Source organism: Zophobihabitans entericus (genome assembly GCF_011745665.1).
Taxonomy (GTDB): Bacteria; Pseudomonadota; Gammaproteobacteria; order Enterobacterales; family Orbaceae; genus Zophobihabitans; species Zophobihabitans entericus.
The window spans coordinates 1,111,814-1,136,803 of the sequence record NZ_CP050253.1; the positions used below are offsets into that span (position 1 = coordinate 1,111,814).

General features: G+C 37.8%; 20 protein-coding genes. 12 read left to right on the forward strand and 8 right to left on the reverse strand.

The features are described 5' to 3' along the window. Positions 1-43: 43 nt before the first annotated feature. Positions 44-1,135 carry a 3-deoxy-7-phosphoheptulonate synthase gene (locus IPMB12_RS05030; RefSeq protein ID WP_166915541.1) on the reverse strand — a complete coding sequence of 364 codons (1,092 nt, stop codon included), beginning with the start codon at positions 1,133-1,135 and terminating at the stop codon, positions 44-46. A gap of 253 nt (positions 1,136-1,388) precedes the next feature. Then, positions 1,389-2,468, reverse strand: a complete 1,080-nt coding sequence (gene aroB / locus IPMB12_RS05035) for a 3-dehydroquinate synthase (protein WP_166915543.1) — start codon at positions 2,466-2,468, stop codon at positions 1,389-1,391. 144 nt (positions 2,469-2,612) lie between these two features. Between aroB and IPMB12_RS05040 the strand changes: the two genes are divergently transcribed. Together IPMB12_RS05040 and glnB are read left to right on the forward strand one after the other, a co-directional pair. Beyond that, positions 2,613-4,223 (forward strand): NAD+ synthase, encoded by a 1,611-nt coding sequence (locus tag IPMB12_RS05040; protein ID WP_166915546.1) that lies wholly within the window; start codon positions 2,613-2,615, stop codon positions 4,221-4,223. Positions 4,224-4,286: 63 nt separating this feature from the next. Then, positions 4,287-4,625: a nitrogen regulatory protein P-II gene (glnB, locus tag IPMB12_RS05045; RefSeq protein WP_166915548.1), complete on the forward strand. Its 339-nt coding sequence runs from the start codon at positions 4,287-4,289 to the stop codon at positions 4,623-4,625. Here the strand turns inward: glnB and IPMB12_RS05050 are convergent. Next, positions 4,618-5,220 carry a hypothetical protein gene (locus IPMB12_RS05050; RefSeq protein WP_166915550.1) on the reverse strand — a complete coding sequence of 201 codons (603 nt, stop codon included), beginning with the start codon at positions 5,218-5,220 and terminating at the stop codon, positions 4,618-4,620. The genes glnB and IPMB12_RS05050 overlap by 8 nt on opposite strands. 449 nt (positions 5,221-5,669) lie before the next feature. On the opposite strand from IPMB12_RS05050, the gene IPMB12_RS05055 reads away from it, so the two are divergent. After that, entirely contained in the window at positions 5,670-6,275 is a 606-nt protein-coding gene (locus tag IPMB12_RS05055; protein ID WP_166915552.1) for a TfoX/Sxy family DNA transformation protein, read from the forward strand. A 76-nt stretch (positions 6,276-6,351) separates the two neighbouring features. Here IPMB12_RS05055 and rhlB read toward each other — a convergent pair whose 3' ends face one another. After that, on the reverse strand, positions 6,352-7,593 hold the full coding sequence (gene rhlB, locus IPMB12_RS05060; protein ID WP_166915554.1) for an ATP-dependent RNA helicase RhlB: 1,242 nt from the start codon (positions 7,591-7,593) through the stop codon (positions 6,352-6,354). Positions 7,594-7,755: 162 nt separating this feature from the next. Between rhlB and trxA the strand changes: the two genes are divergently transcribed. From trxA to nrdG, 5 genes are all read left to right on the forward strand, one after another. Further along, on the forward strand, positions 7,756-8,082 hold the full coding sequence (trxA, locus tag IPMB12_RS05065; RefSeq protein WP_166915556.1) for a thioredoxin TrxA: 327 nt from the start codon (positions 7,756-7,758) through the stop codon (positions 8,080-8,082). Positions 8,083-8,337: 255 nt separating this feature from the next. Continuing rightward, a complete protein-coding gene (rho, locus tag IPMB12_RS05070; protein ID WP_166915558.1) occupies positions 8,338-9,600 on the forward strand; it encodes a transcription termination factor Rho in 1,263 nt (420 codons plus the stop codon). A 198-nt stretch (positions 9,601-9,798) separates the two neighbouring features. Continuing rightward, positions 9,799-11,202: an NADP-dependent phosphogluconate dehydrogenase gene (gene gndA / locus IPMB12_RS05075; RefSeq protein WP_166915560.1), complete on the forward strand. Its 1,404-nt coding sequence runs from the start codon at positions 9,799-9,801 to the stop codon at positions 11,200-11,202. Between the two features lie 304 nt (positions 11,203-11,506). Next, a complete protein-coding gene (gene nrdD, locus IPMB12_RS05080; RefSeq protein WP_166915562.1) occupies positions 11,507-13,642 on the forward strand; it encodes an anaerobic ribonucleoside-triphosphate reductase in 2,136 nt (711 codons plus the stop codon). 66 nt (positions 13,643-13,708) lie between these two features. After that, positions 13,709-14,173 (forward strand): anaerobic ribonucleoside-triphosphate reductase-activating protein, encoded by a 465-nt coding sequence (gene nrdG, locus IPMB12_RS05085; protein ID WP_166915564.1) that lies wholly within the window; start codon positions 13,709-13,711, stop codon positions 14,171-14,173. A gap of 80 nt (positions 14,174-14,253) precedes the next feature. Here nrdG and can read toward each other — a convergent pair whose 3' ends face one another. Then, positions 14,254-14,952, reverse strand: coding sequence for a carbonate dehydratase (gene can, locus IPMB12_RS05090; RefSeq protein ID WP_166917698.1), 699 nt, complete (start codon positions 14,950-14,952; stop codon positions 14,254-14,256). 297 nt (positions 14,953-15,249) lie between these two features. On the opposite strand from can, the gene IPMB12_RS05095 reads away from it, so the two are divergent. The 3 genes from IPMB12_RS05095 to IPMB12_RS05105 are packed head-to-tail and all read left to right on the forward strand — an operon-like array spanning position 15,250 to position 17,694. Beyond that, on the forward strand, positions 15,250-15,942 hold the full coding sequence (locus tag IPMB12_RS05095) for a hypothetical protein (protein WP_166915566.1): 693 nt from the start codon (positions 15,250-15,252) through the stop codon (positions 15,940-15,942). Between the two features lie 56 nt (positions 15,943-15,998). Then, positions 15,999-16,931 carry an ABC transporter ATP-binding protein gene (locus IPMB12_RS05100; RefSeq protein WP_166915568.1) on the forward strand — a complete coding sequence of 311 codons (933 nt, stop codon included), beginning with the start codon at positions 15,999-16,001 and terminating at the stop codon, positions 16,929-16,931. Further along, positions 16,924-17,694: an ABC transporter permease gene (locus IPMB12_RS05105; protein WP_166915570.1), complete on the forward strand. Its 771-nt coding sequence runs from the start codon at positions 16,924-16,926 to the stop codon at positions 17,692-17,694. Before IPMB12_RS05100 ends, IPMB12_RS05105 begins: the two co-directional genes overlap by 8 nt. Positions 17,695-18,872: 1,178 nt before the next feature. Here the strand turns inward: IPMB12_RS05105 and IPMB12_RS05110 are convergent. Then, positions 18,873-20,291 carry an MFS transporter gene (locus tag IPMB12_RS05110; protein WP_166915572.1) on the reverse strand — a complete coding sequence of 473 codons (1,419 nt, stop codon included), beginning with the start codon at positions 20,289-20,291 and terminating at the stop codon, positions 18,873-18,875. Between the two features lie 79 nt (positions 20,292-20,370). Next, complete coding sequence (locus IPMB12_RS05115; protein WP_166915574.1) at positions 20,371-21,543, reverse strand: M20 aminoacylase family protein; 1,173 nt, start codon at positions 21,541-21,543, stop codon at positions 20,371-20,373. 191 nt (positions 21,544-21,734) lie between these two features. Here IPMB12_RS05115 and IPMB12_RS05120 point away from each other — a divergent pair, with 191 nt between their 5' ends. Then, entirely contained in the window at positions 21,735-24,098 is a 2,364-nt protein-coding gene (locus IPMB12_RS05120) for a helix-turn-helix domain-containing protein (protein ID WP_166915576.1), read from the forward strand. A gap of 91 nt (positions 24,099-24,189) precedes the next feature. Here IPMB12_RS05120 and IPMB12_RS05125 read toward each other — a convergent pair whose 3' ends face one another. Further along, positions 24,190-24,828, reverse strand: a complete 639-nt coding sequence (locus tag IPMB12_RS05125) for a bifunctional 4-hydroxy-2-oxoglutarate aldolase/2-dehydro-3-deoxy-phosphogluconate aldolase (RefSeq protein WP_166915579.1) — start codon at positions 24,826-24,828, stop codon at positions 24,190-24,192. Between the last annotated feature and the right edge of the window lie 162 nt (positions 24,829-24,990).

Below are 24,990 nucleotides of genomic sequence, written 5' to 3' on the forward strand. Positions count from 1 at the left end.
ATAAAAGTCAGAATGGTTTTTTTATGGGCAACGTTTGCGATTTTTAAGAGGCTAGTGCCGTCATCGTTGCCTGACGTTTTTGCAACGGCTTGGCCAGTTGCTGCGACATTTTACGTAGCAGAGTCTCTGTATCATCCCAATTAATACAGGCGTCTGTGACTGAAACACCATATTGTAATTGCTCTCTTGGTAGGTCTGAGGACTGGTTACCTTCATTGATGTTACTCTCAATCATCACGCCAATAATCGATTGGTTACCCGCCTGAATCTGTTCGATGATTGAATCAGCAACCAGTGGCTGACGGCGAAAATCTTTATTTGAGTTTCCGTGACTACAATCAACCATAAGATTGGCTAACAGCCCTGCTTTTTTCATTTGTGCTTCACATAATGCAACATCTGCTGCTTCGTAGTTAGGTGTTTTGCCGCCACGTAAAATTACGTGGCCATGAGGATTACCCATTGTTTGTAAAACACTAACCTGGCCGGCTTGGCTTAGGCCTACAAAACGGTGCGGCATTGATGCTGATTTCATTGCGTTAATCGCCACATCAAGTCCTCCGTCTGTACCATTTTTAAAGCCAATTGGCATAGATAAACCTGATGCCATCTCACGATGTGTCTGGGACTCAGTGGTTCTGGCACCAATGGCTGACCAGCTAATTAAGTCGCCAATATATTGTGGGGTATTTGGATCAAGTGCTTCAGTGGCGAGTGGTAAACCCATTTCAGCTAAATCCATTAATAAACCGCGTGCTAAGAATAGACCACATTCGATATCGAATTGGTTATTCATATAAGGGTCATTGATGAGTCCCTTCCAGCCCACGGTAGTACGTGGTTTTTCAAAGTAGACTCGCATAACAATGAAGAGTTCTTTATCAAGTTCACTGGAAAGAGCTTTTAATTTTTTAGCATAATCAATGGCAGCATCAGGATCGTGAATAGAGCAGGGACCGCAGACAACCAGTAAACGAGGGTCTCTGCGTTCAAGGATATCAATAATTGTTTGTCTGGACTGAGCGATTTGATGTTCTAATTCACGAGATAACGGAAAGCTTTCTTTCAGTTTTTCAGGCGTAATTAGAATTTGTTCGTGTTGTATACGAACGTTGTTTAATAAATCTTTTTGCATTTCTTTTTCCTCAAGGAATAGCATATTCTGTTGTAACACTTGGTGTAAATTTAATGTTACATTTTACATTGATATGTAAACATAAAAATACATTCATGTAAACAGTTATTGCTAAATAAATCCTGATTGGTTGTAAAATAATTTATGATGTAAAAATTATTTTACAAAAAAGAAAAAAAGAAAACAGATAACTTTTTATTTGTTAAATAAAATCAATAAGTTAAATATTAACCAATTGATTTTATTGAAGAAATTATATTGACTGAATCGCCTGTAAGACAATATCCTGTGTGACGTTATCTACTGTTTCTGCTGCTCCAATAGAGGTTGGTAGTACGAGACGTAATTTACCTGACAGAACTTTTTTATCTCTGAGCATATGTGGAATATAACTATCCACTCTCATCTGAACTGGTTTAGTGACCGGCAATTTAGCCCGAATTAACAGATTTTTAATTCGTTGCACATCTTGTTTACTTAGATTACCAAGTAGTCTGGCTGTTTCTGCGGCCATTAGCATTCCAACTGATACCGCTTCACCATGTAACCAGACACCATAGCCGAGTTCTGCTTCAATCGCATGTCCAAAAGTGTGGCCTAAGTTAAGAATGGCACGGATATTTTGCTCATCCTCATCAGCAGCTACGATTTGTGCTTTAAGCTCACAGCAGCGATAAATACAGTAACTCATTGTATCGTTATCAAGCGCCAGTAGTTTTTCCATATTATCTTCCAGCCAATTAAAAAATGGCGTATCGAGAATGATGCCATACTTAATCACTTCAGCTAGTCCGGCAGAAAGCTCTCTGGCGGGTAGAGTTTTTAAACAATCAACATCGATCACAACTGATTTTGGCTGATAAAAGGCCCCGATCATATTTTTACCAAGGGGATGGTTTACTGCTGTTTTGCCACCGACAGAAGAGTCAACCTGTGACAGCAGTGTGGTTGGGACCTGTATAAATGGGATTCCGCGCTGATAACAGGCAGCAGCAAAACCAGCCATATCACCAATGACTCCGCCACCTAAAGCGATGATGGTAGATTGACGCGTATGATTTTTTTCCAGTAAAGCAGTAAAAATTTGATTCCAGGTATCCAGTGTTTTGTACTTTTCACCATCGGGTAAAATTACGTGATCAGCCATAATATTTTGTGCACTTAACATGTTAGTTAAATTAGCCAGATAGAGCTGGGCAATAGTGCTATTAGTGACGATTAATACTCGCTTTCCTACGGTAAGTTTAAATGGTGTAATATCTGTAAGTAAGCCGTTACCAATAGTGATCGGGTAGCTGCGATCAGCCAGAGTAACGATAAGTTGTTTTGACATGAGATATCCAATAAATAATTTTTCCATCTATGTTATAACCAAGTTACGCTAAACTCTCAAGCAGAAACACAAAAAAAGTAGCAGCTCTAAGTAGAATCATTTAAACTTAAGTCATATTTTCACTCTATCTACGGTAATAAAAACATGTCTGTTTCAATGGTACTCGCTCAGCTGAATTGGCGAATTGGTGATATTGAAGGAAATACTGAGCGTATCATCCAGTTAACTAAAGATTATTCTCATTGTGATTTAGTGGTATGTTCTGAACTGGCTTTATGTGGCTACTCTCCTGAAGATCTATTATATCGTTCTGATTTCCGTTTCCGTTGTGAGCAGCAACTGGAGAATATTGCAGCTGCCTCAAAAAACTGTGCTGTGATAGTAGGTCACCCTCATTGGGAAGATGGGCATATTTATAACTGTTTATCTTTTTTTGCAGAGGGTAAGCAGGTCGCTTTATATCGTAAACAGCAATTACCTAATTATGATGTGTTTGATGAACAACGTTATTTCACTGCGGGCAGTGATGATTGTATCGTCGATTTTAAAGGACACCGTTTAGGGCTACTGGTTTGTGAAGATTTATGGACTAATGAGCTGGTTGATCGCCTGAAACAAAAGGGGGCTGAGATCATTATTACGATTAATGCTTCACCTTATGACACAGAAAAGACAGCCCATCGTGAAGAGTTAGTTAGAGCACATTGTTTACGTACAGAGTTACCGATTATCTATGTGAATCAAATTGGTGGTCAGGATGAACTGGTTTTTGATGGACAGTCTTTTGTGACCAATAAACAAGGCCTGGTGACCCATCAATTAGCCGCTTTTAAAGAACATATTCAGGAAGTGGTATTTTCTGAGCAGATAGAAAGTATTGGTAAGATTGTAAAATCTGAAACCAATACGTTGGCTCAGGTTTATGATGCTTTGGTACTGGCAACCCGTGATTACGTTACTAAAAATGGTTTTCAGGGCATTGTGCTTGGTTTATCTGGTGGGATCGATTCTGCGTTAACTTTAGCTATTGCAGTTGATGCCTTAGGGAAAGAGAAAGCTCAGGCTGTGATGATGCCATTTAGATATACGGCAGATATTAGTATCGCCGATGCTAAAGAGGAAGCAGAACTGCTAGGAGTTGAGTTTGACATTATTTCTATTGAACCGATGTTTGATGCTTTTATGTCACAATTAACTCCGATGTTTAAAGATACCGCACGTGATACAACAGAAGAGAACCTGCAGGCGCGTTGCCGTGGTGTGATTTTAATGGCACTTTCTAATAAGCGTCGTCGCTTAGTGTTAACTACAGGTAATAAGAGTGAAATGTCTGTTGGTTATGCCACACTTTATGGTGATATGGCCGGCGGTTTTGATGTTTTAAAAGATGTACCTAAAACCATGGTATTTGAGTTATCAAAATATCGCAATACACTCTCTTACGTCATTCCGGAACGAGTGATTATTCGCCCGCCATCAGCAGAGCTGGCTCCGGATCAAAAAGATGAAGATAGTTTACCGCCGTATCCGATTTTAGATGCAATTTTAGCTGGCTATGTTGAACAAGACTTATCAGTGGAGCAGCTCGTTAAACAAGGGTTTGATGAGCAGGTTGTACGTAAAGTGATTAAGATGGTAGACATTAACGAGTATAAGCGGAGACAGTCTGCAGTTGGACCAAAAATTACACAGCGTAATTACGGTAAAGGTCGCAGATACCCAATTACCTCTGCATTTGGTTATAAGAATTGGTAGATGCTGATAAAAGTCGTGGAAATGATTTTTATCGAACGCAATAAGTAACTTAAGGGTTTTGAAATGAAAAAAATTGAAGCAATTATTAAACCATTCAAATTAGATGATATTCGTGAAGCGCTTGCCGATCAGGGTATCACTGGTATGACTGTGACTGAAGTAAAAGGCTTTGGTCGTCAAAAAGGGCATACTGAACTTTATCGTGGTGCGGAATATATGGTGGATTTTTTACCTAAAGTAAAAATCGAAATTGTGGTACCTGATGAAATTTTAGATATGTGTGTTGAAACCATTATCAAGACTGCTCAAACAGGTAAAATAGGTGATGGTAAAATCTTTGTTTATGATGTTGAACAAGTGATTCGAATTCGTACTGGTGAGATGGATGAAGCTGCTATTTAGTAGATTCTGCTGGTATTTCGCTATTTAGTGTCAGGCTTGATTGCGGGCGTTGCTTAATATCAGGGCGCTCTAGATTTAGCAGTTCTGTAGGGACGAATCCCTGTATTGAACAAAGCATAGAAACCATAGGCCCTTTTTCCAGAAGTAACAGTTTTTCAGTTGAGCCTTTAGCCGGAATAGTTTTAATACCAACGACGGTATCGTTGTTCACTTTCCAGTTTAGCAAATCATCATCAGCATGACGGATCATTGGATTGGCGATATAGAGTTCGCCTTCCATGTCCTTCCAGATAAGGTCAGAAAAAACTTCTCTGATTTCTGCCAGACTGTTATTAAAGATAAAGCCCCAGAAATAGTAATCACCATATTTACCTAAATTCACGGCACTATCATAGTAGCCGGTAATGGTTAGTCCATGATATTGCACAGGTAAACCAAATGGGGCTGTGTTGCTATTTTGGTCGGTACGATCAGGAACTTTGATATAGGACTGGGATTCATTAAAAGTCTCAACTGGCATCATTAAAGCCAGATGTTCTTTTTGACTATTAATTTCAGAAAAAAATGTAGGTTCACATTTAACAAAACTTCTCATGAGCTTATCCCAATCAATAGCACTATTGCTATCTTCAGCAAAAGTTTGCTGAGAGATGAGTAAATAAATGCAAATTAATATAGATAAAATTTTGGTCATGCTAGTCAGTGTTTTGTTATCAGATAATTGGAATTAAGCCCACCACATTGTATAACCAATAGTTGTTAATAACAAATACAATTATCATTTCACTCAATGATTATTGATTGACGCTTGAAAATGTAAGATAGACTTTTTGATAAAAGTTGTTGTGAAGCAGGTTTTAAGCTGTTTATATATATTTTTATACTAATTAGATTATCTGTTTTTGGAATATATATCGCAAATTTGATTAAACCTGATAAAAATCATATTTTCGGTAATCCATTTGGTATACATTTAAATTGGACTTACTTTTTTTAGTAAGTTACAAAATTTACAGAACACTGTTATTTAATGTGGAATTTTTCATGGAAACTAATAATTCAAAAGAATTAGTGCAAATAATCTTAAATAAATATTCAGAACTTGGGTATTTATCATCAAGGTCGATGTTTGGAGGCTTTGGAATTAGTCTGAATGGTATTATGTTTGGTTGGGTATATGAGAATCAGTTTTACCTTAGAGCAAATAATGATTCTGTACAGGTATTTAAAAAGCTACAGATGCCACCGTTAAATATTTATACTGGGGTGATATCAAAGTTATTACAGTATTATTGTGTGACAGATGAGATATGGCATGATAGTCATTTGTTAAATGAGTTAATATGCATGTCTATTGAGGGTGCAAATAAAGATAAAACAGAGAAGAAACGCTTAAGAGAACAACGTTTGAAAGATCTGCCAAATATTACGTTGTCTGTTGAGCGTTTGCTTGTCAGCGTGGGGATTACAGATATTGCAAAGCTGCGGGGATTGGGGGCAGTTAAAACCTTTTCTTTACTAAGACAGCAGAATCATAATATTTCAATCAATATGCTATATATACTATCAGCAGCTATTAGAGGATATCATGTAGCAATGTTATCAGAAGATGACAAGCGGGCACTTGAGTCAGAGTATAATCAGGAATAATTGGGTAGGTTTTCTATCTCTAAATGAATATGGTACTTTTGACCATATTCATTTAGGTTAATACTGATAAGAACCACTAAGCAGGGCGTTTCTTTTTGTTATTACGATTATATTGACGACGGAATGGTTTTGGTGTCGGCAGATCACTGATTAAAGCTTCTGGATCATATTGACTGACTGGAATAGCATGTTGAATATACTCTTCAATAGCTGGTAAATTCATAGAGTATTGTTCGCAAGCCAGTGAAATAGAGTGACCCGTTGCACCGGCACGACCAGTACGACCGATACGGTGGACATAATCTTCTCTGTCATCAGGCAGATCATAGTTAAAGACATGTGTTACAGCAGGGATATGTAAACCACGTGCAGCCACATCTGTAGCGACAAGAATATCTAAATGGCCATTAGTGAAGTTTTCCAGAATTTGTAAACGCTTTTTCTGTGGAATATCACCGGTTAACAGGCCAACCCGATGTTGATCTGCGACTAAATTGCGCCAAATCATCTCACAAGCAACTTTAGTGTTAGCAAAAATGATACAACGCTCAGGCCACTCTTCTTCAATCAGAGTTTGCAATAAACGGAGTTTATCTTCATTAGAGACAAAAAATAGCTCTTCTTTAATACGATGTCCGGTTTTTTGTTCAGGTTCGATTTCGATATAAACCGGGCTATTCATGTGCTCGAAAGCAAGCTCCCTGACGTTAAGAGATAGCGTAGCAGAAAAGAGCATGGTTAAACGCTGTTCTGGAGGCGTCATATGACGGAATAACCAGCGAATATCGCGAATAAAACCAAGATCAAACATACGATCGGCTTCATCTAAAACGGCAACCTGAATCGCTTCTAAATTGATATAGTTCTGTTTAGCATAATCAATAAGACGACCTGTTGTAGCGATTAAAATATCAACGCCAGCAGAAAGAATCTTTAATTGTTTATCGTAACCATCGCCACCATAAGCCAGACCTAATTTCAGACCCGTTTCTTCGGCCAGAATTTTAGCATCATTATAGATCTGTACGACCAGTTCTCGAGTTGGGGCAATAATAATTGCTCTTGGCTGATTAACCTGATGGTTAGGATGTGCTGGATGACTAAGTAAATAGTTGAATGTTGCAGCCAAAAAAGCTACAGTTTTACCTGTCCCGGTTTGACCCTGACCAGCAATATCTTGTCCCTTAGTTGTATAAGGAAGCGATTTTGCCTGAATGGGAGTACAATAGGTAAATCCATTTTTTTCTAAAGCACTAATCACTAATGGATTGAGGGCAAAATCAGAAAATTTTTGCTCAGTTAAATATGTTTGAGTCATAAAAAATATTAATAATCCTTATCATTGTTTTAACAGTAGTAGACCTCATTATACAGGTATACTAATTATCATTTCCTATCAGATTAATTGATAGAGATATGTACAAATTTATTCTATGATTGCCACATATTATCACGAAAGTATCGTTTATTGGGAGTTTTTATGAGTAGCAAAGTTATTTCGTTATCAGACGCAGGTTTTGATGAGAAAGTAGCAAGCTTTAGCGTTCCTGTATTAGTAGATTTCTGGGCTGAATGGTGTGGACCATGTAAAATGGTAGCACCAATTTTAGAAGAAGTTGCGCAGGAGTATGGAGATAAAATCGTTATCGCTAAACTGAATATCGATCAGAACCCGGCAACAGCGCCAAAATTTGGTATCCGCGGCATTCCAACTTTACTATTATTTAAAAATGGTAAAGTTGTAGCAACTCAGGTTGGTGCGTTATCTAAATTACAATTAAAAGCGTTTATTGATAAACAACTCTAATTGTTAATTGCGTTATCTATGCAGAAAGAGCTATCAAGGCTCTTTTTGTGTTTAAATAAGATAAAAAATGAACAAAAATTAGCGATATTTTTTCGTAATTGCTAGACAGTAGAAAAATTTTTGTGTAGAATTTTTATTAACCTTATACGAGGTATCCTCATCTATCATCACAAATACCGCCTACGTATAGGAAGTGTTATTCACATTAATTATCTAATCAACATATCGAACATTACCCTCAAGAATCTTTAAATTATGAATCTTACCGAATTAAAAAATAAACCGGTGTCAGAGCTTGTCACACTGGGCGAAAAAACGATGGGACTGGAGAATCTAGCCCGTTTAAGAAAACAAGATATTATTTTCTCTATTCTGAAACAGCACGCAAAAAGCGGCGAAGACATTTTTGGTGACGGTGTTTTAGAAATTCTACAAGATGGTTTTGGTTTCCTTCGTTCTGCCGATAGTTCTTATTTAGCTGGTCCTGATGATATCTATGTTTCTCCAAGTCAAATTCGTCGTTTTAACTTAAGAACTGGTGATACTATTTCAGGCAAAATTCGCCCGCCAAAAGAAGGTGAACGTTATTTTGCACTACTGAAAGTCAATGAAGTTAACCACGATAAACCTGAAGATGCTCGCAATAAAATCCTGTTTGAAAACTTAACCCCTCTCCATGCGAACTCACGTCTGCGTATGGAGCGTGGTAATGGTTCGACAGAAGATTTAACTGCGCGTGTACTGGATTTAGCTTCACCAATTGGTAAAGGACAACGTGGTCTTATTGTAGCACCGCCAAAAGCGGGTAAAACCATGCTGTTACAAAATATCGCTCAAAGTATTGCGTTTAACTATCCAGAATGTGAGTTGATGGTACTTCTGATTGACGAACGTCCGGAAGAAGTCACAGAGATGCAACGTTTGGTTAAAGGTGAAGTTATCGCATCAACATTTGATGAGCCAGCACTACGTCACGTACAAGTTGCTGAAATGGTAATTGAAAAGGCTAAACGTTTAGTTGAGCATAAAAAAGACGTTATCATTCTACTGGATTCTATCACTCGTCTTGCGCGTGCTTATAACACCGTTGTACCTGCATCAGGTAAAGTGTTAACTGGTGGTGTGGATGCTAACGCCTTACATCGTCCTAAACGCTTCTTTGGTGCTGCGCGTAATGTAGAAGAAGGGGGTAGCTTAACAATTATCGCAACCGCACTTGTTGATACAGGCTCAAAAATGGATGAAGTTATCTACGAAGAGTTCAAAGGAACCGGTAATATGGAACTTCACCTGTCTCGAAAAATCGCTGAAAAACGCGTATTCCCGGCTATTGACTTTAACCGTTCTGGTACTCGTAAAGAAGAGCTAATGACTTCAGCTGATGAGTTACAAAAAATGTGGATTCTGCGTAAGATTCTTCATCCTATGGGTGAGACTGATGCGATGGAATTCCTGATTGATAAATTATCAATGACCAAAACTAATGAAGAATTCTTTGATATGATGAAGCGTTCTTAATTAATAGACAGATAATATAAAGCCTATCATTTTAATAGATTTTATTTTATCTAATTAATTCAAAGATTTACCGGTAACATAAAAAAGCTGCTAATTTATTTGCAGCTTTTTTTATTGTTTTCAATATAATATCATCAATAACCGTGTAGACTCGTCAAGTATTGAGTCTTTCCCAGATCATTCAAGGAGCGTATTTTCATGTCTAAACAACAGATTGGTGTTATTGGTATGGCTGTAATGGGTCGTAATCTTGCTTTAAATATTGAAAGCAGAGGTTATACCGTATCAATTTACAACCGTTCAAAAGATAAAACAGAAGAAGTAATGGCTGAACATCCAGGTAAAAAACTGGTTCCTTACTTTACGATGAAAGATTTTGTTGAGTCACTTGAAAAGCCACGTCGTGTTTTAATCATGGTTCAGGCAGGTAAAGGAACTGATGCTGTAATTGATGAATTACGTCCTTTACTTGATAAAGGCGATATTATCATTGATGGTGGTAATGCGTATTATAAAGACACTATTCGTCGTAACACTGCATTATCTGCTGAAGGTTTTAACTTCATTGGTACTGGTGTTTCAGGTGGTGAAGAAGGTGCATTAAAAGGTCCTTCAATCATGCCAGGTGGACAAAAAGAAGCTTATAAACTGGTAGCTCCAATTCTGGAAAAAATCGCAGCTGTTGCCAATGGTGAACCTTGTGTCACTTACATCGGTCCGGATGGTGCTGGCCACTACGTGAAAATGGCACATAACGGTATCGAATATGGTGATATGCAACTTATCGCTGAAAGCTACTCTCTGTTAAAACACGTTGGTGGTTTAACTAATGAAGAACTGGCTGCAGTATTTAGTGAGTGGAATAAAGGTGAGTTAGATAGTTACCTGATTGAAATCACTGCTGATATCTTCCGTAAAAAAGACGAGTCTGGTAAATACTTAGTTGACGTTATCCTTGATGCTGCGGGTAATAAAGGTACCGGTAAATGGACCAGCCAAAGTGCACTTGATCTTGGTGAACCACTATCTCTTATTACTGAATCTGTATTTGCTCGTTATATTTCTGCAATTAAAGATCAACGTGTCGCTGCATCAAAAGTACTTTCTGGCCCGTCTGTGAAATTTACAGGTAACAAAGCAGAGTTAATTGAGAAAGTTCGTAAAGCATTATATATGGGTAAAATCATTTCTTATGCTCAAGGCTTTGCACAATTAAAAGCGGCATCAGATGAATATAAATGGGATTTAAATTACGCAGAAATCGCGAAGATCTTCCGTGCCGGTTGTATCATCCGTGCTCAGTTCTTACAAAAAATCACTGATGCTTACCAGTCAAACAGTAATGTTGTTAATCTACTATTAACACCTTACTTCAAAGAAACTGTTGAGAAGTATCAACAATCTTTACGTGATGTGATTGTACTTGCTGTACAACATGGTATTGCTGTACCAACATTATCAGCAGCGATTGCTTATTATGATAGCTATCGTTCAGCGGTACTGCCAGCTAACTTAATTCAGGCCCAACGTGACTACTTTGGTGCGCATACTTATCAACGTACGGATAAAGAAGGAGTATTCCATACTGAATGGATGGAGTAATCACTTTTAATCACATTTAATTGATGTGTTGAGGAGGATATATCTTTTGGATATGTCCTCTTTTTTTTATTATAAGATCCTAGTACTGATTAATTCTTCTACAAACTGTTGCTTATTTAAACATCACAAATTTACAATTTCTTAACATTTTGAAAATTATTTGTAATAGAAATAATAAGTTATCAAATAGATTCATCTCACCTCTAGAAAGTCACTATATATTGTGTATAATCACCTGAAAACTTCTATATCTTGTATTTTCAATTTTAAATTCAATATCGAATTTAGTTCAGAGGACGAAAAAATGCCTGTTGTAATTAAGCGCGATGGATGCCAAACAGCTTTTAATGAAAGTCGTATTCGCGATGCTATTTTAAAAGCCGCGGTTGCAGCCAATGTTAACGACCCAGAATATTGTGCTGGAGTTGCCCGTGTTGTCACCAACCAAATGGTTGAACGTGATAGTGTTGATATTAATGAGATTCAAAATGCGGTTGAAAACCAGCTAATGGCTGGGCCTTATAAGAAACTGGCCAGAACCTACATTGAATATCGTCATGACCGTGACAGATCACGTGAAGAACGTAGTCGCTTAAACCAGGATATTCGTGGACTGATTGAACAAAGTAATGTAGCGATTTTAAATGAAAATGCGAATAAAGACAGTAAAGTAATTCCTACCCAGCGTGATTTACTGGCTGGTATTGTGGCTAAGCATTATGCAAAACAATACATTCTGTCTAAAGATATCTCTTCTGCTCATGAACGTGGTGAAATTCACTATCATGATCTTGATTATGCACCGTTCTTCCCAATGTTTAACTGTATGCTTATCGACTTAGATGGCATGTTAACTAAAGGGTTTAAAATGGGTAATGCTGAAATAGAACCACCTAAATCTATTTCAACTGCAACAGCTGTAACAGCACAAATTATTGCTCAGGTAGCCAGCCACATTTATGGTGGTACAACCATCAACCGTATTGATGAGATTTTGGCTAAATTTGTCACTAAAAGTTATGAAAAACATAAGAAAACTGCTGAAGAGTGGCAAATTCCTGATGTGGAAGGTTATGCTAAATCCCGTACTGAGAAAGAGTGCTATGACGCATTCCAGTCTTTAGAGTATGAAGTTAATACACTGCATACAGCTAATGGACAAACACCATTTGTCACATTTGGTTTTGGACTTGGTACCAGCTGGGAATCTCGCTTAATTCAGCAATCTATTTTAAAAGTTCGAATCACTGGTCTTGGTAAAAATCATAAAACAGCGGTATTCCCTAAATTGGTATTTGCTATTAAAGATGGTATTAACCATAAAGATGGCGATGTGAACTATGATATTAAGAAACTGGCACTGGAATGCGCATCTAAACGTATGTACCCGGATATTCTGAACTATGAACAAGTTGTCAGAGTAACAGGCTCATTTAAAACTCCAATGGGATGCCGTAGCTTCTTAGGTGTTTATGAAGAAGATGGTAAAGAGATCCATGACGGACGTAACAATTTAGGGGTAATTAGTTTAAATATTCCTCGTATTGCTATCGAAGCTAAAGGCGATGAAGAACGTTTCTGGAAACTCCTTGATGAACGCTTAGAGTTATCTAAAAAGGCATTGATGACTCGTATTGCTCGTTTAGAAGGTGTGAAAGCACGAGTAGCTCCGATTCTTTATATGGAAGGCGCTTGTGGTGTGCGTTTGAAAGAAGATGACAGTGTGGCTGATATCTTTAAAAACGGCCGTGCTTCAATATCACTAGGTTATATTGGTATTCATGAAGCGTTACAGGCGCTATATGGTAACGGTACTCATCCGTTTGATAGTCAAATGATGAGAGAAAAGGGTGTGGCAATTGTTCAGCGTCTGCGTGACGCAGTTGAACAATGGAAGAAAGAAACTGGTTATGGTTTCAGTCTTTATAGTACACCAAGTGAAAACTTATGTGATCGTTTCTGTCGTCTTGATACTGCTGAATTTGGTGTAATTCCGGGTGTAACAGATAAAGGTTACTACACAAATAGTTTCCATTTAGATGTAGAGAAAAAGGTCAATCCATATGAGAAAATTGATTTTGAGAAAGTATATCCGGAAGTAACCAGTGGTGGTTTTATTTGTTATGGTGAGTATCCAAATATTCAAAATAACTTAAAAGCACTGGAAGATGTTTGGGATTATAGCTATACCAGAGTTCCTTATTATGGAACAAATACACCAATTGATGAGTGTTATGAGTGTGGTTATGCTGGTGAGTTCTCATGTACCAGCAAGGGCTTTACCTGTCCAAAATGTGGTAATCATGACTCAGCAAAAGTCTCTGTAACACGTCGTGTGTGTGGTTATTTAGGCAGCCCTGATGCTCGTCCATTCAATGCGGGTAAGCAGGAAGAAGTTAAGCGTCGCGTTAAGCATTTAGCTTCAGGTCAGATCGGTTAGTTCTTCTTTTCTATCTCTTATAATGCCGGGCATTTGTCCGGCACTTATTTCTAATAGGGGTGATAAATGAATTATCACAAATATTATCCCGTTGATGTCGTCAATGGTCCGGGTACACGTTGCTCACTTTTTGTCTCTGGTTGTGTACATCAGTGTCGTGGTTGTTATAATCAAAGTACCTGGTCTCTTGATTCTGGTTTTCCGTTTACTCAGGAGCTGGAAGATCACATTATTGCGGATTTACAAGATACAGAAATTAAACGTCAGGGGTTAACGCTGTCTGGTGGCGACCCTCTGCACCCACAAAATATACCGGCTATTTTACAGTTGGTTAAACGAGTTAAAAATGAGTGCCCGGGCAAAGATATCTGGGTCTGGACAGGATATTTAATGAGTGAATTAACACCAGAACAACAAGAAGTGCTTGAATATATCAACGTCTTGGTTGATGGTAAGTTTGTACAGGATCTTGCAGACCCTGCACTTATCTGGCGTGGTAGTAGTAATCAGGTGGTGCATAAACTGAGATAATATTAAGCATGATTAATGCGAAATAAATATTATCTGGTTTATTTACCACTTTGATTTTAACCGTTTTTAGGTAGCAAGAATTACTCTTCTACCGGAACGGGTTCGTTATTCTCGTTCTCTTCAACCAGACCATGAGCTTTAAGTAAGAAAGAGACTGCTTCACGGTAGTGGATTTCAAGACTTTCACGGCTTGATGAACTGATTTGTAAATCGGTAATACGGCCATTTTCCATCCCGTATACCCAGCCATGAATACGAACTTCCTGACCACGTTTCCAGGCTGATTGTAAAATGGTGGAGTGACCAAGGTTATAAACTTGTTCAAGAACATTCAGCTCACACAGAATATTCATACGTTTTTCTGGCGGGAACTTACCGATAAGAGAGCTGTGACGATACCAGATATCACGGATATGTAATAACCAGTTATTGATTAAACCTAAATCCGGATTTTCAACTGCTGCACGAATACCGCCGCAATCAAGGTGTCCGCAGATGATAATATCTTCAACTTCAAGTACTTCAACAGCATATTGTACTACTGATAAACAGTTCAAATCCGTGTGAATTACTAAGTTGGCAACATTACGGTGAACAAACAGTTCGCCAGGTTCAAGATTGGTCAGTTTTTCTGCCGGAACACGGCTGTCAGAACATCCGATCCAAAGAAACTTTGGTTTCTGAGTTTTGGATAAACGAGTGAAAAAGTGAGGATCTTCTTGTGCAACTTTTTGTGACCATTCATGGTTACTTTGAATCAGGTCGTAAATTTTTTTCATCATATTAGATAGTCAGATAAATGAGTGAATGATACTTAGCAGAATAATACTAGATCGTATAAACGTGACTTTACTCTACCAGAAAGCGAAGTGGATTAACAAGTAAAATAATAGATAATATATTCTGTTTTACCAGCATTAATAAAATGTAGTTAATAAAGGGAGTTAGCGCTGAAAATGGATAGTTATTTAGATTATTCTTTGACATACTATATAAGTATAAATAAAGCGCCTGATACTAATTTTGGAGCGTCTGTATTTATCATAATAATTATAAAATAAAAGGGATTTATCTAGATGAAAGAAATACTCTCGTATGAAGAATTAAAAACTAAACTTGTTTATACCAGCAAAATTAAGATGGCAGCCCAAGGCTTTCTGGTCGCATTTGCGATAGCATTTGTCTATAACTCTGTCTCTGCCATCTGGGCTATTATTGAATATAGTATTCCGGCTAAATATTGGCTTGAGTTGTTCTTTTCAACCACTGGTGCTGACAGTAAATCAACAGTTTATTTATCTATCACCATTTTTGTTATTGTTGTGGCATTGCCAATAGGTATTATCCTGCTCGTTACCGATTTCATAAGAAAAGAGAACAACCTGAAATCAATTTATGCTAAATATCAGGCGAGTGGACTTGATATTTGTTTAGCCAGCGCAAATATAAACTTTAAAATGAATTCGGTTAATTTTGTCGTTGTTGTTGGTTATGAAGCGGCTCAAAATATTGAGTCTTTGCTTAATACCATTGAACAAGATTATGAGAATTTAGATAAGAAAGCACAAAAGAAATTGAACGCTCAGTTGTTTAAATCTAAGAGTTCATTAGTTGTGGGTGATCTGCATAAGTATTTTGTAGATTTACCTGCAGCATCAACAGTTCAGGTAATATTTGTTCTTCCATTAGTAAAGAGTGGACTGCGCTATAAAAAAGCAATATTGATTCCAAATAAAGATAACTATCAGTACTATTATCTGAAAAGTTAAAGAGTAATAGAGTGATAAACGGGGGGTATCTGATATCCCCAATTAAGGTATAAATTATGTCTGTTCCTGCATTAGAGTTAAGTCAGTTAAAAAAGCGATATAAGAACGGTGTTGAAGCACTAAAAGGGTTAGATCTAAAGGTTGAAGCCGGGGATTTCTATGCATTACTTGGCCCCAATGGTGCAGGGAAATCAACCACGATTGGTATTGTCAGCTCATTGGTAACTAAAACCTCAGGTAAAGTGAGTATTTTTGGTTATGACCTTGAGACTGATACCGTTAATGCCAAGCGTCAACTGGGGCTGGTTCCGCAGGAATTTAACTTTAACCCGTTTGAAACGGTGCTACAGATCGTGGCTAATCAGGCTGGTTATTATGGTATTCCTCATAAACAAGCGCTTAAAAAAGCGGAGGAGTATCTGAGACTCCTTGATTTGTGGGATAAGAGGGATAGCCGTGCCAGAATGTTATCGGGCGGGATGAAAAGACGTCTGATGATCGCCCGTGCACTCATTCATGAGCCAAAACTCCTGATTTTAGATGAGCCAACCGCAGGTGTTGATATCGAGTTACGTCGCTCTATGTGGGAATTTCTACGCAAGCTCAACCAACAAGGTGTGACAATTATCTTAACCACCCACTATCTGGAAGAGGCAGAAATGCTGTGCCGCAATATCGGTATTATCCAAAAAGGTGAGTTAATCGAAAACACCTCTATGCGCCGATTACTGGCCAAGATGCAGGCAGAAACTTTTATCCTTGACTTCCAAAGTGCAGATCGTGTTCCACATCTTACAGGTTACAAGTCGAATCTTGTGGAGCCGGGTGTGATAGAAGTTGAAGTACACCGTGAACAAGGCTTAAATGATTTATTTAAACAATTTGACGAACAAAAGATTCAGATACTTAGTATGCGCAATAAAGCCAATCGTTTAGAGGAGCTCTTTGTGAATTTAGTCCATGAGTCACAAGGAGGACAACATGAATAGTTTATACTGGATAGCTTTAAACAGCATCTGGCGTAAAGAGATCACTCGTTTCTTACGTATCTGGATACAAACACTTGTGCCACCTGTTATTACCATGACATTATATTTTGTTATTTTTGGTAATTTAATCGGTGGTCGCATTGGTGAAATGAATGGCTTTAGTTATATGCAATTTATTGTGCCAGGGCTAATCATGATGTCGGTGATTACTAATGCGTATACTAACGTTTGTTCATCTTTCTTTAGTGCTAAATTCCAAAAGAATATTGAAGAGCTGCTTGTAGCACCAGTTCCAACTCATATTATTATTGCGGGTTATGTCGGTGGTGGTGTAGCTCGTGGTGTATTAACTGGGGCCTTGGTAACGCTAATTTCACTGGTTTTTGTGCCGTTTGAAGTTTATTCATGGCCAATTATTGTCTGTACATTACTGATGACTGCTATTTTGTTTTCATTGGCTGGTCTGGTTAATGCAGTATTTGCTAAAACTTTTGATGATATCAGTATCGTACCAACATTTGTTTTAACACCATTAACATATCTAGGTGGAGTATTCTATTCACTTTCTCTGTTACCAACATTCTGGCAATGGGTCTCTAAGCTCAATCCAATTGTCTATATGATCAATGGTTTCCGCTATGGCTTTTTGGGTATCACAGATGTCTCACTGGCAATGACATTCTCAACTCTGGGGCTGTTTATTCTGGTGCTTTATATTGTAGTCTGGCGTCTGATTGAAAGTGGGCGGGGGCTTAGAAGTTAAGGGTTAAAGTTGCGCGACGGAGTCGCGCTTTTTTTAAGGTCATAGATCGGGTTTGATATTAAGTGAATGTGCTAATAAATATCAACCATATATCACAGAAAAAATAAGCATGGTGTGAGCTTACCGGTACTATTCCGATGCGCTGAACATGCAAGCCATGTAAAGCTTACCCCATAGAATCGCTAAGCTCAGCATATATTTAATCCAAAACACACGCAAATGAGCGTGCTTCCCCGACAAACACCATACTAATACCAATACAAGGTTTGAATTAAGTTGCGCGACGCAGTCGCGCTTATAGATCTTAGGATGGTGAAAGAATTAGCCTGGGTGTGAACTTAGCGGTACTATTCCGATGCGCTGAACATGCAAGCCATGTAACGCTTACTCCATAGCGCCGCTAAGCTCAGTAGTCATTTAATAAGATTTACTAATAAAAGATTAAGGGAGTATCTGTTAGATTTCTAAAAAGAAACGGGAGAATTTAAATAAAGAATACAATAAGATCAAATATTTATTAAATTATAACCATTTGATTTTATTATAGTTTTATATTGTGAATATATTTGGGTTATTGTTGAGTTGCGCGACATAGTCGCGCTTTTAAAATAGATCATTCAGAAAGAGTATCAAAGAATAAATAACCGTTTAAAACTGTTTTTCTTTTGTATCTCAGCAATGAAGTGTTGATTGATGAAGAGCGTACCTCATGGGTCTTAGCGAGTCCTCGAACGTGTGCCTATGGGGTGCGGTAGGCCATCAAACCCACGGAATCTGCAACATCAGCAAAAATATTGCGCCAGGGCAGCGCAGTCCGCCCTAAACTCAATGCTAATACAAACACAATACAAAAACACATGCCTGCGGGGTGTACTCCTATTAGACCAGCAAGCTCACTGAACGTGCAACATCACCAAAATATTGCGTTAGGGCGGCGCAGTCCGGCCCAAACCCAATGCTAATACAAATCACAACATAAAAAATACACGCTAGCGGAGCGTGCTCCCGGTCGAATACCCAACTAAAACATCACAAAGTCTTTAGTCGCGCTTGAGAAGAATTGGATTAAATTTGGTGGATAGAGCTGATCAGTCGTCGTACCATTAAATAATAAAAAAGCCCTCCAACTGGAGGGCCGAATTTACCACTGTTTATACATCATCGTTAGGATGTTTTTCTTATTTTACTACTTTAGACATACCTGCATCTTTAGGAACAAGAATAATAATAGACAGAGCAGATAATACACAGAAACCAACGTTTACAAGTAAACCAATTGTTGCTGCAGTTTCTGTGGATGCACCAACTGCTAAGAAGGCCGCATAAACTGATGCTGAAATTGCCACACCAAATGCACCACCTAGTGAGCTTGCCATTTTATAGATACCTGATGCCACACCGACTTTATCTGCTGGAGCATTTGAAATAGCAGTGTCAGTTGATGGAGTTGCATAGAAGCCAAGACCAAGACCGAACAGTACGAAACCAACAAATACAGCTACGATATAAAGTGTATCTGGTAAGGAAGTTAATGCCATTAAAGCAACACCAATACCTGTGATTGTGGTACCAAATAACATTGGTTTTTTCGCGCCCACTTTTTGTAATACTTTCTCACCAACACGAATCATTCCAAGTACTGCAATTAAGTAACCAATTGACAGCATACCAGTTTGAAACGGAGTAAAACCACGACCAGTCTGGATATAAGTATTTGCTACAAGTAAAGTACCAGCAACTGCATTTAGCATGAAGTTAGAGAAAGTTGCACCACTGTATGGCATATTTTTAAATAGTGAGAAGTCAATAAATGCACCTGCGCGTTTACCAAATTCTACGATGAAGAAAATAATCATAGTCACTAAACAAACAGCAGCTAGTGATAATGTGGTTACGCTTGTCCAGCCAAATGAAGAGCCTTTAGTAATCACAAGATTTAAAGAAACTAGTGATACCACAAAGAAGAATAAACCAGTATAGTCAAATTTAGATTCTTTCTCTGAACTTTCCATTTTGCTTTCCGGAGTACCTTTAATCAGTAACATACCAAGAATAGCAATGATGATTGAGATAATGAAAATCCAGCGCCAGCCCATGTATGTTGCAATTGCACCACCAGCCAGTGAACAAACACCAGAACCACCCCATGAACCAATTGACCAGAAACTTAACGCTCTTTGACGCTGGGCCCCTTCATAGAAGGTTTTCATTAAAGCAAGAGTTGCTGGCATAATACAAGCTGCTGACAGGCCCTGAATGATACGTCCAACAGAAAACAAGATTGCTTCACTTGCAAAAATTAAGCAAAGAGAACCAATAATACTTAAGATAAAACCAATATAAGTAAATTTAACGCGACCAAATTTATCTGCAAGTCCACCGGCTACTACAATAAAACAACCAGAAAACAGTGCCGTCAAACTAATCGCAAGGTTTAATGATTCCAGCGGGATGCCCACACTACGCTGAATATCTGGTGCAACGTTTACCAGTGATTGAGCAAATAGCCAGAATGTAATAACGCCTAACACAATACCTAGTATGAGTTTGTCACTACCTTGGTATTCCACTTTTTGCGCAACGGTAGTTGTCGTCATGTAAGATTCCTCTTTTATTTCTTTCATTAGGCCATTTAGAGTTGGTCAGAGACGCCATCTAAATGGCAAATTTTATAAGTTATTTTTTTAAATAAGTTTCTGTCAATGCTACCCAGTAAGAGGCAGCAGGGACGATACATTGGTCGTTAAAGTCATAGCCCGGGTTATGTACATTACAAAAACCTGGTTCATCACCATTACCAATCATCATGTAGCAACCATTCGGATTCTTTTCGAGCATAAAGGCAAAGTCTTCACTACCCATAAGTGGTGCAGTGTTTTCATGTACTTTGTCGGCACCGACTAAATCTTTAGCAACTTGTGTAGCAAAGGCTGTTGCTTCTTTACCATTCATCAGAACAGGGCTGCCATTGACGTGTTTGATTTCAGCTTTAGCACCAAAACTTGCTGCCTGACTGGTGGCAATTTCAGTAATGCGTTTTAACATTAACTGACGAACATCATTATTTAATGCACGTACACTTAATTTCATTAAAGCACTACCATTAACTACGTTTGGTGCATCACCAGACTGGATACAACCAATAGTGACAACAGCAGGTTCAAATGGGGTTACATTACGGGAAACGATAGTCTGTAAGGCGGTACCGATGTAACAAGCTACTGCTGTAGCGTCAATACCACGTTCCGGCATTGCACCGTGTGCACCAACACCTGTCACTTCAATGTGAATAGTGTCAGAAGAGGCCATCATTGCACCTTCACGGAAATAGAACTCGCCGGCTTTTAGGGCTGGCATATTGTGAATACCGAAAATGATGTCACATGGGAATTTGTCAAAAAGACCATCGTCGATCATCACTTTACCGCCGTAAAGCAGCTCTTCTGCGGGTTGGAAAATGACGTGTAAAATACCGTCAAAATTACGAGTTTCTGCTAAGTATTTTGCAGCACATAATAGGATTGTGGTGTGACCATCATGGCCACAACCATGGAATTTACCTTCTACTTTACTGGTCCATGGTTTGCCGCTTGCTTCCACAATCGGCAGTGCATCCATATCCGCACGAATACCAATTTTCTTTGTACCATTACCAACTTTTAAAGTACCAACAACACCTGTTTTTGCGAGGCCTCGATGAACTTCATATCCCCATTCAGCTAGCTTTTGAGCAACTAAATCACTGGTTGCGTGTTCTTCAAATCCGATTTCAGGATTTTGATGGATATGATGTCTGATCTTAATAAACTCATCTTCAGTTTTTTTTATTTCTTCAATAATACGTTTCATTAATTCACCTCATTAGTAAGAGTTGTGAAGATTATATGAAATCAAATAAGTCATAAAAAAGAGGTTTTTTTGGGCAGAAAGTGTATTTTTTTGATAAAAATAATTAAGAAGGAAACTAAATATCAAAAAATAACATTTAATTTTTTGATATAATGCTTTCAAATTTAGTAAATCTTGTTTATGGAGTGATCATGTCGGCAAAAAGCTTGTCTGAATATAACCTGACGGCCAATCAAAAAACGCTATTTCACCATAATGGCTATAATGGAGTGACTCTGCTCTATGTGATTAAAGGGCAGGTGGATGTTACCAGTGAAGAACTCTGTGTCACACTCTATACCGGTGATTTGCTGCTGATTAACAATAATACTGAATATGAGATTCAAAGTGAGCAGGAAAATATTGTGATTACTCTGGAAGTCTCAAATTTCTACTTTTCCCGTTATTACAAAAATTACTTCTATCATAAATATATTTTACTGCCACAAAACTATGCTGATTTTAAACGCAAGTACGTTGAAAATATTCAGTTATTACTAGCCAAAATGATGGTGGCCTATATTAAAAGTAGTGAAGAAGCGGCACTTGAAATCAATCGCCAATTATCAGAAATTCTGTTAATTCTGGTCTCCTTTTTTAAAGAAAAGAATATTTCGACCTATAAAAATAACAGTGCTTATAGTTCCAGAATAGAAAAGACCATTCAGTTTTTAGATAGTCACTATAATCAGGATGTGTCTCTGCAGAAAATGGCTGAACGGGAACATGTTTCTTTTGCTTATCTTTCCCGTCTGTTTAAAAAAGAAGTGGGTATTGGTTTTATGCAGTACCTGACTAAACTTAAATTTCAGCACGCGGTACATGATTTAATTAATACCTCTAAACCGGTTTATCGCATTATTGAAGATCACGGTTTTTCTAATACTAAGCAATTTATTAACCTGTTTAAAAAAGTGTATAACAACACGCCTAATCAGTTTCGTAATGAATATAAGAAGAAACCCGATCGCGCTATCTTTATTAAAAAGCACGTTGAAATAGAAGAAATGAAAGTCAAAGAGGCAAATATTAATGAAGTGGTGTCTATTCTCAGTGATATTATCAATAATTCAGGAAGCCGTGAATACACATTAGAACAATATTCACATACAGAAGAACAGGTGATTAGCTTATCAGGCAAGGTCAAGTCAGAAGGATTTACCACACTGGAGCATATAGTCACTATTGGTGAGCTTAATGAGTTATTAAAGGAAGATGTCAGACAGCAGATTGTGATGCTCAAACAAGCATCACATATTAATTATGTGGATACTTATCATTTGATTTCGGGCAATACCATTTTGCCGGAATTTGCGACCGATGAACCCATTCCGACTTATTCTCCTTATAATAACAGCGATATCGCCTTGTCGTTTTTGAAACAACACAATATTCATCTGTTTGTGCGGCTTTATCATGCCAATATTCGTGAAGATCCTTATGCGTATATCGAAAAATCCACCAAGTTCTTTAAACACTGTATTAGTTTGTATGGATTTGATTATGTCAAAAAATGGCAGTTTGTTTATTATATTGAAGATAAACAAGCGGTGTCACATCGTGACCTGGAAACATGTTATTTCTTAGTCCGTGATTCCATTAAAGCCTATTTACCAGATGCTAAAGTGGGTTTTTATTATCCTGCTTCAGAAGAGATTCAATTTAAAACTGATCCATTTTTTACCTCTGATATAGCAAAATCCATGGATTTTTTTGGTTACACGGCAAGTTTTAGTGAACATATTGACTTAGATAAGATTTCTAATAAACCTTTTGGCAATGAGATCACCTATATTCAGGAAAAGACCAAACATATCAAACAGGGGCTGAAGTTTCATGGGATTAATATTCCTTTAGTCTTGATGAAATGGAACTCCCTGACCGGTAATACCCGTCATACTAATGGTAGTTTCTTCCGGGCGGCATTAATTTTTCATACTCTATTAGATTTAGCACATCATATTAATAGTGTCGGAATCTCACTTAATACTGAAATTCAGCAGGAAACTCAGGTAGGGCATATCGATGTAAGTGGTATTGCTGCATTCTATCTGTTTAATACTAAGCGCCCATTGTTCTATGTACTGCAATTTATGGATAAATTAAAAGGTAAAATTATTGCCCAGGGTGATGGCTATCTGGTCACAAAAACCTATTTTGGCTATCAGGTAGTGCTGACCAATCTTTCTGTTTTTAATCCCTATTTATCCGTACAGGAACATCTTACTCAAAGCTTTAAAAAACGTAAAATTATGACATTCCATGGTATTGAATCAGGTCAATATCAGATTCGAAAATATATCTTTGATCAGCAACATGGTGCGCTCTATAAACAGTATGAACGCTTTCAGACCAAATACGGCCGGGATTATGAAGTATTTGATTATCTGAATCGTAATACCATGCCGGATTTCACTGTTTATGATGAGTCTATCAATAATGAACAGTGGACAGTTCTGAGTGAGCTGGACATTAACGCCATTCATTTCTATGAACTGAAAAAAGCGATGGAGTAATAATCAGCAATATGATTTCAGAAAGGGTTAATTAAGATAAAATGCCGCATAAGCGGCATTTTTAATAAATTGATTTAGCGAGAAAGGCTAATTATTTAGCACCTTCAACGGCTTCTTTAGCCAGTTTAGTAATACCAGCAAAATCACCTTTAGCGATAAGATCAGTTGGCACAAACCATGAACCACCCACACACAGCACATTTTTAAGTGCTAAGTAATCACGGTAGTTTTTTGGACTGATGCCGCCAGTTGGGCAGAATTTTGCATCAGGGATTGGGCCAGCAAATGCTTTAAGTGCCGCAATACCGCCGTTGATTTCAGCCGGGAAGAATTTAAATGCGGTTAAGCCAGCTTCTTTCGCTGTCATTAACTCACCAATTGTTGCCACACCAGGAATCACCGGTACAGTGCCTTCAACTGCTGCTTTTAAAATTGACGGCGTTAAGCCCGGAGTGATGATGAACTCAACACCTGCCGCAGTAACTTCTTTTAATTGTTCAACAGAGGTTACTGTACCGGCACCAACTACTGCACCCGGGACTTCTTTGATGATTTTTTTAATTGCATCTAAACCACAAGCAGTACGTAAAGTCACTTCAAGTACTTTTACGCCACCAGCCATTAACGCTTTTGCCAGCGGAACAGCATCTTCGATTTTTTCGATAACGATAACAGGTACAACAGGTCCTAAAGACAGAACTTCTTCTGCTGATCTTTTCCAGTTTTTCATGGTAATTGCCTCATGTAATTTTAAGAATAAATTTGAAAGATAATATTTGTCATACTATAGCTCAATATATGTCGGACAACAACGTGAATAAATAAATTAACTATCTGAATTTAAAAAATTAAATTAGAAATTATAACGTTATATTGGTGATGTTATTTAAGA